This is a genomic window from Spirillospora sp. NPDC049652 (genome assembly GCF_040675125.1).
Lineage (GTDB): Bacteria > Actinomycetota > Actinomycetes > Streptosporangiales > Streptosporangiaceae > Spirillospora.
Genome location: NZ_JBFAOF010000373.1, coordinates 1 through 6452, shown reverse-complemented (window position 1 = coordinate 6452; position 6452 = coordinate 1). Strand labels below are relative to the sequence as shown.

Here is a 6452-nt window from a genome sequence, read left to right as displayed (position 1 = left end):
CCGCCGACCGGGATGCCGGCCTTCATGAAGGGCTCGTGGTCCGAGCCGACCGCCGCGGTGCTGACGTCCTTGAACGGCAGGTGGTGCGCGGCGAAGTAGGTGTCGAACGGGACGGAGGTCGCGCCGGTGCCGCTCATCACGAAGGTGCCGTAGTTGGGCGCGCCGATCATCTCGGCGTTGAGGTACAGCAGGATGGACTGCTTCTGCGCGGGCGTGAGCTGGTCGACGTAGTAGGCCGAGCCGACGTCCACCAGTTCTTCCGCGCCCCACCAGATGAACCGCACGCGGTTGGTGGCCGCGTGCTGGATCGGCGCGAGCCTGAGCGCGGTCTGCAGGAGGGCCGCCGCGGCGGTCGCGTTGTCGTTGATGCCGGGGCCTTCGCCCACGCTGTCCAGGTGGGCGCCGGCGACCGCGACGTGCCCCTCGTCGCCGCTCCTGGTCTCGGCGATCAGGTTGTAGGTGGTGCCCGAGACCATCCGTCCGCGCCAGTCGAGGCGCAGGGTGACCGGTCCGGCGTCCGCCTGGGCGCGGAGCTGGTCGGCCTGCTGCTGGGAGATGGAGGCCAGCGGGATCGGCGGCGGCGCGGCGCCGAACCAGTGCAGCCGCCAGACGTCCTGCGGCGTCGTGGTCGGGATGTAGAGCAGGACGGCGCGGGCTCCCGCCTGGGCGGCGGCGGCGGTCTGCTTGGCGTGGCCGCACGAGGCGCGGCCGAGGAGGACGACGGCGTCGCGGACGTCCATGCCGTTGTAGTCCTCGGCCACGCATCCGGACGCCGGGCCGGGGACGAGGCGGGTCGTGATCCCGCCCTCGGGGAGCGGCGGTGACTGGTCCATCAGCAGGGTGCGCAGCGAGGTCGCGGGGGAGAGGACCTCGGTCCGCTCGCTCTGGACGTCGAAGCGGGTGTAGGGGACCGGCTGCCTGACCGGGCGGTAGCCGGCGGCGGTCAGCGCTCCCATCACGTAGTCCTCGGACACGGCGACCCCTCGGGTGCCGACCGCCCGGTTGCCGTGGTTGGCGTCGGCGATGCGCTGGAAGACGTCCAGGTGCCGGGTCACCGCGTCGCCGGACACCGCCGCGGCGAGCCGGTCGGCGAGGGGTTCGCGGGACGGTGCGGCCGCCGCGCCGGGCGCGCCCAGGGAGATCGTGGCGGCGAGGGCCACCGGGGCGCTGAGCGCGGGAAGCAGGCGCCTGAGGCGCGTGCGGCGGGTGCGGCTTTTCGAAGGCGGCATGGCTGCTCTCCGGGAGGGTGTAGGCGGGTTTCCAGATGGGTGCGGGACGTGCGGAAGGTGCGGGAGCGCTCCGTCGGCTCCCGCTGGGTGGACACGCGTCGGCTCACCGCGCCGCGCTGCCAGGGGACGGGGTGAACGACACGGGGAGTTCGGCGAGGCCGCGCAGCGACGAGGTACGCCACCGCAGCCGCTCGGCCGGCTTGGTCAGGGCGAGGTCGGGGAAGCGCCGGAGGACGGTGCCGATGGCCACTTCGGCTTCGAGGCGGGCGAGCGCGGCGCCGAGGCAGAAGTGGATGCCGTAGCCGAACCCGAGATGGGGGGCCTCGTCGCGGCGCACGTCGAAGCGGTGCGGGTCGGTGAACCGGGCGGGGTCCCGGTTCGCCGCGGCCAGCGAGGTGACGACCAGGTCTCCGCGCCGGATGCGCGTCCCGGCGAGGTCCAGGTCGCTGGTCGCGAAGCGGGCGAGTCCCGTGCCGATCGGGCCCGTGTAGCGGATCAGCTCCTCGACTGCGGAGGGCACCAGCGCCGGCTCGGCGCGCAGCGCGGCCAGCTGGTCGGTGTGGAGCAGCAGGGTCATCATGCCGGTGCCGACGAGGTTGACGGTGGTCTCGTGACCGGCCAGGACCAGCAGGATCGCCATGCCGAGGAGTTCGCGGTCCGACAGGGACTCGTGCTCGGGCCGGGGCCGGGCCAGGTCGCTGAGCAGGTCGTCGCGCGGTTCGGCGCGCTTCTCCTCGATCAGGTCGCGGAAGTAGGCCGTCAGGTTCCGCTGCGCCCGCTCGGCCGAACGCAGCACCTCCGGGGGATTGGGCGGGAGCACCAGGGCGATGGACCAGCGTCCGAACTTGTCCCGGTCGGCCGCCGGCACGCCCAGCAGTTCGCAGATCACCGCCATGGTGAGCGGGAAGGCGAGGTCGGCGACCAGGTCCGCGCGGCCGGCGGGGGCGACGGCGTCCAGCAGGCCGTCGGTGACCTGCTGGACGCGGGGGCGCAGCGTGGCCACGCGGCGCGCGGTGAAGGACCGCGACACGAGGCGGCGGAGGCGGGTGTGGTCGGGCGGATCGGTGGACAGCAGGCTCGCTTCGAGGACGCTCTTCTCGCCGGACTCGTCCTGGGGGCCCTGGACCGGCGGCCGGGTGCTGAACCGGGGATCGGTGAGGACGGCCAGAACGTCCTCGTAGCCGGTGACGACCCAGAACTCTCCCATGCCGGGTTTGGCCGCCCGCTGCACCGGTCCGGCGCGGCGGATCCGCTCCATGATCGGGTAGGGGTCGAACAGCGAGGTGAAGTCGGCGGGGATCGGGTGCACCGGGCTCGGAGTGGGCGGCTGCATCGCCGTCGTCCTTTCGTGGTCCGGCGAGAGACCGCCGCTGTCCTCACCTCTGTCATGGCGAACTCGGGGGGGACGACCTGGGCGTCCCACGGGCGGATCATGATGTTGATCAAGGGTGTATCAGAAGCCCCGGAGGAGCACCATGGACGAATGTGGCCACGCCCCTGCACCGCCCGCCCGACCAGGGCTTCCGTCGGAATTCAGGGCTCAATGGCCGGGCGTGGCCGGACGCGGCCACATATGCTCTTGCATTCCCTCGGGGGCGGCATTATCGAATCGCATTCGGCGTCCTGTGAGGCATGCCCGGAAAGCGACCTGATGTCGCGGTGAACCGTCCCGAGCCGGTCATTCGGACGCGATGGCGCGGGGGAGGCCCCGGGTGGTGAGAACCGCCGCGACCACACCGAGCAGTGCGGCACCGGACACCACCAGGTGCAACGGCGCCAGCTCGGCGACGGCTCCCGCCCCCGCGAATCCCATCCCCTGCCAGAACATCAACCCGGCGGTCTGGAGACCGAGCGCGCGAGCGCGCAGCGTCTCGGGGGCGTGGGCGAGCAGCAGCCGGTCCAGGCCGAGATGCTGGGCCCCGCCGATCCCCGACAGCAGCAGGAGCACCAGCGCGAGGACCAGGCCCGGATGCGTCACGTACACCAGGAGCGGCACGAACATCACCGTGGTGAGCACCGGAACCATCCGCACCTGCAAGGCCGGGGTGCCGAACCACGTCACCAGCACTTCGCCGATCACGAACCCCGTGGGCAGCGCACCCATGAGAATCCCGGTCTGGACGTGGCCGGCGTGGAGTTCGTGGGCATAGGGAATCACCAGCGCCTCGGGCGCGCTGGCCAGCATCGGCAGCACCCAGCCGATGACCAGGATCTGACCCACCGGCCGGAACCTCAGCACCTCCCCGAGGCCCGACAGCGAGTCCCGCAGCAGAGGCGGACGAGCGTCCGCGCTGGGGAGCCGCTCCTTGGTGCCCAGCCGCAGGATGACCGCGGAGCACACGAAGCACGCCGCGTTCACCAGCAGTGCGCCGCTCGGGGAGATCACCGTGAGCAGCGCACCGCCGATCGCGAAGCCGCCGATCTGCGCGCCCTGCGTGAACACGCGCAGCAGGCTGCGGCCCGGCGCGTACGCCGCCTCCGGAAGCGCGTCGGCGATGGTGGCGGCCCGCGTGCTCGCGAACACCGGGGCGATGAGCCCCAGGGCGAACGCCAGCACCAGCAGGACCGGTACCGGTGTCGCCGGCACCGCCATCAACGCCGCCACCGTGCCCGACAGCAGGTTGCACACCACGAGCAGACGCCGGGGAGCGAGCCGGTCGACCAGCGACGACAGCAGCGTGCCCGACACCAGATAGGGCATGAACCCGACCGTGAACACCAGCGCCGCCAGCAGCGGCGACCGGCTCCGGCCGTACACGAGCACGGTCAGGGCCAACTCGGCGACCACCGTGCCCAGCATCGAGATCACGAAGGACACGAAGATCGCGCGGAACTCGCCGACGGCCAACGCGTCCCGGTACCGGCTCCGCCGCACAGACGCCACAGTCACGCCGAAGAACGTCGCACGCGTACCCTAGGTCAAGACCAACGATTCGCTCCAGAACGAATCAGAACGAGAGCGCAGTGGGATTCGAAGTCGTTCTCATCCAGCAGGACCTGCTGCACTGCCGCTTCGCGGTGTCCCCGGCCTGGGAGACCTGGCAGGCCGTCCGCACCCTGACCGACCCCCGCCGCCAGCCCTTCCACCTGCCGTGGCTGCGCACGGCCCGTCCGCGCGCCGACCGGCTGGACCTGCGCCCGCTGCGGGCGCTCCAGGTGCCGGCGGGGTACGTGCCCGACTTCGTCTCGCCCGCCCCGCGCCTCCCGGTCCCCGACATCGAGGACGAGCTCGACCAGGTGCGCCGCACGTCCTCCCGGGTCGTCGTCACCGAGCTCACGCGCTGCCTCGAAGGCCAGCGCGACCGCGGCGCCCGCGAGCAGATCAAGGCGCTCCTGCGCGACCCGGCCGCCGCCCGCGAGAAGATCGCCGCCCTGCTGCGGACCTGCTGGACCGAGCTCGTCCGACCCGACTGGCCGCGCGTCCTGGCGGTGCTGGAGGACGACATCGCCTTCCACGCCCGGCGCATCGCCGAGTCGGGGCTGGGGCCCGTCCTCAACACGATCCACTCCACGTTCTCCTTCTCCGACGGCGTCCTGCGCATCGAGGGCCGTTACAACGCCCGCTACGACCTGGCCGGATCCGGGATCATCCTGCGCCCCAGCGCCTTCGCCTGGCCGGACGCCGTGCTCACGCTCGGGACGGCGGGCGCCGAACCCACCCTCATCTACCCCGCCCGCGGCGTCGGCGACCTGTGGCTGCCGCAGTCGCCGAACGCCACCGACGCCCTGGCCCGCCTGATCGGACGCACCAGAGCCGCCCTGCTCGCCGGCCTGGACCAGCCCGCCACCACCACGGCGCTCGCCCGCCGCCACGCCCTCAGCCCGAGCGGCGCGTCCGCCCACCTGACCGTCCTCCGCGACGCCGGCCTGCTCAGATCCCGTCGCCAGGGCCGGGAAGTCCTCTACAGCCGCACCCCCCTCGGCCAGGCCGTCCTCAAATCCACCCCCGACGACACCTGACAAGCGCGGGAAGGTGGCGGCGGAGTTGCATCCGCCACCTCTTGTTCTGATGCCTTTGAAGGCAGGGCGACAGAGCGTCCGGAAGCATGCTGGAAAGTGCGTCGGCCTGCTGTTTCCCTTTTCAGGAGTGGGCGTCACGAGGGCGTTGTCGTCGGGCTGCTTTCGCTTTTTTTTATGGCCCGTCCGGTGCTCCTTCTTGCGCTGAGTCGACCGGGGTTTGAGCCGGTGGGCGGCAACCGGCCTGGGGGTCGCGGGGGCTGGCGCGTCGCGGCGGACGGTCCGGGGCGTTGTTGTCCAAGAAGCTGATCATGTTGTCTTCGATGCCGGGTCGGCTCCTGCGGCTACGCCTCCCAAGGGTTGTCAGTAAGCGGTTTGTTGCCAAATAGACAACAGACTGCGGGAGCGGCGGGAGAAGTGCGGGGAAAACTGCCGCGAAGTGTTGTGCATATGACATCGCTGTTGTAACTTCACCGATCACCGCAGCTCACCGACCCACGGGGACCTATCGATGGAACTTGACCTCACCGGAGAACGCACCGAACGTGCCCGCCGCATCGCCGAGGCCGGCGGCGTGGAGCAGGCCCTCGACAGCGGGGCGATCCCCGCGCGGGTGAGCCTCGCGCTGTCCGAGGCGCTGGTCCTCGGCCTGCTCCGGCAGCACGTCCGCAAGTTCGTGGTCGTCTTCGGTCACGGGTCCACCGAGCTGGCCGAGGTGCTCCGCGTCTACGAGGACGCCGGGCTGGTCCGGACCTACGCGGTGCGGCACGAGACCGAGGCGTCGCACGCCGCCGCGGCGCTGCGGTGGGTCACGGGCGAGAAGGCGGCGGTGGTCACCTCGATCGGCCCCGGAGCCCTGCAGGCGATGGCCGGCTCGCTGGTCGCCAGCAGCGACGGCCTGGGCGTGTGGCACCTGTACGGCGACGAGACCACCGAGGACGAGGGTCCCAACATGCAGCAGATCCCGAGGCCGGAGCAGGGACTGTTCCTGCGCCTCACCTCGGCCATGGGCCCCGCCTACTCGCTGCACACTCCGCGCGCGCTGCCGACCGCGCTGCGCCGGGGCCTGAACACCGTCGACCATCCCTACCGGCCGGGCCCGTTCTACCTGCTGCTTCCGCTGAACACGCAGCCGCAGGTGATCACCGACTTCAACCTGCGCGAGCTGCCCGGCGGACGCGGAGGACCTGGTCCAGGAGACCTTCGCGAAAGCGTTCTGGCGGCCAGGAAGATCGTGTCGCCCTCGGGCATCGGTTCAGATCAGGG

At 71.7% G+C, this 6452-nt stretch carries 5 protein-coding genes; 2 read left to right on the top strand and 3 right to left on the bottom strand.

Annotated elements, in window-relative coordinates; all coding sequences use genetic code 11:
• The 3 genes from AB0J52_RS22405 to AB0J52_RS22395 form a co-directional block, all read right to left on the bottom strand.
• Positions 1-1229 (bottom strand): M28 family peptidase (locus AB0J52_RS22405; RefSeq protein WP_500183840.1); only part of this gene is annotated, 1229 nt, incomplete at its 3' end.
• Between the two features lie 103 nt (positions 1230-1332).
• Entirely contained in the window at positions 1333-2562 is a 1230-nt protein-coding gene (locus AB0J52_RS22400) for a cytochrome P450 family protein (protein WP_500183839.1), read from the bottom strand.
• A gap of 345 nt (positions 2563-2907) precedes the next feature.
• Positions 2908-4119 (bottom strand): MFS transporter, encoded by a 1212-nt coding sequence (locus AB0J52_RS22395; RefSeq protein ID WP_500183837.1) that lies wholly within the window; start codon positions 4117-4119, stop codon positions 2908-2910.
• A gap of 74 nt (positions 4120-4193) precedes the next feature.
• Between AB0J52_RS22395 and AB0J52_RS22390 the strand changes: the two genes are divergently transcribed.
• Entirely contained in the window at positions 4194-5189 is a 996-nt protein-coding gene (locus AB0J52_RS22390; protein WP_500183836.1) for an ArsR/SmtB family transcription factor, read from the top strand.
• 508 nt (positions 5190-5697) lie between these two features.
• Positions 5698-6452: thiamine pyrophosphate-binding protein (locus tag AB0J52_RS22385; protein ID WP_500183835.1), on the top strand; the 755-nt coding region annotated here is incomplete at its 3' end.

Excerpts from the sequence above, each read along its gene's own strand:
- AB0J52_RS22400 (WP_500183839.1), bottom strand. The coding sequence starts at position 2,562 with ATGCAGCCGCCCACTCCGAGCCCGGTGCACCCGATCCCCGCCGACTTC.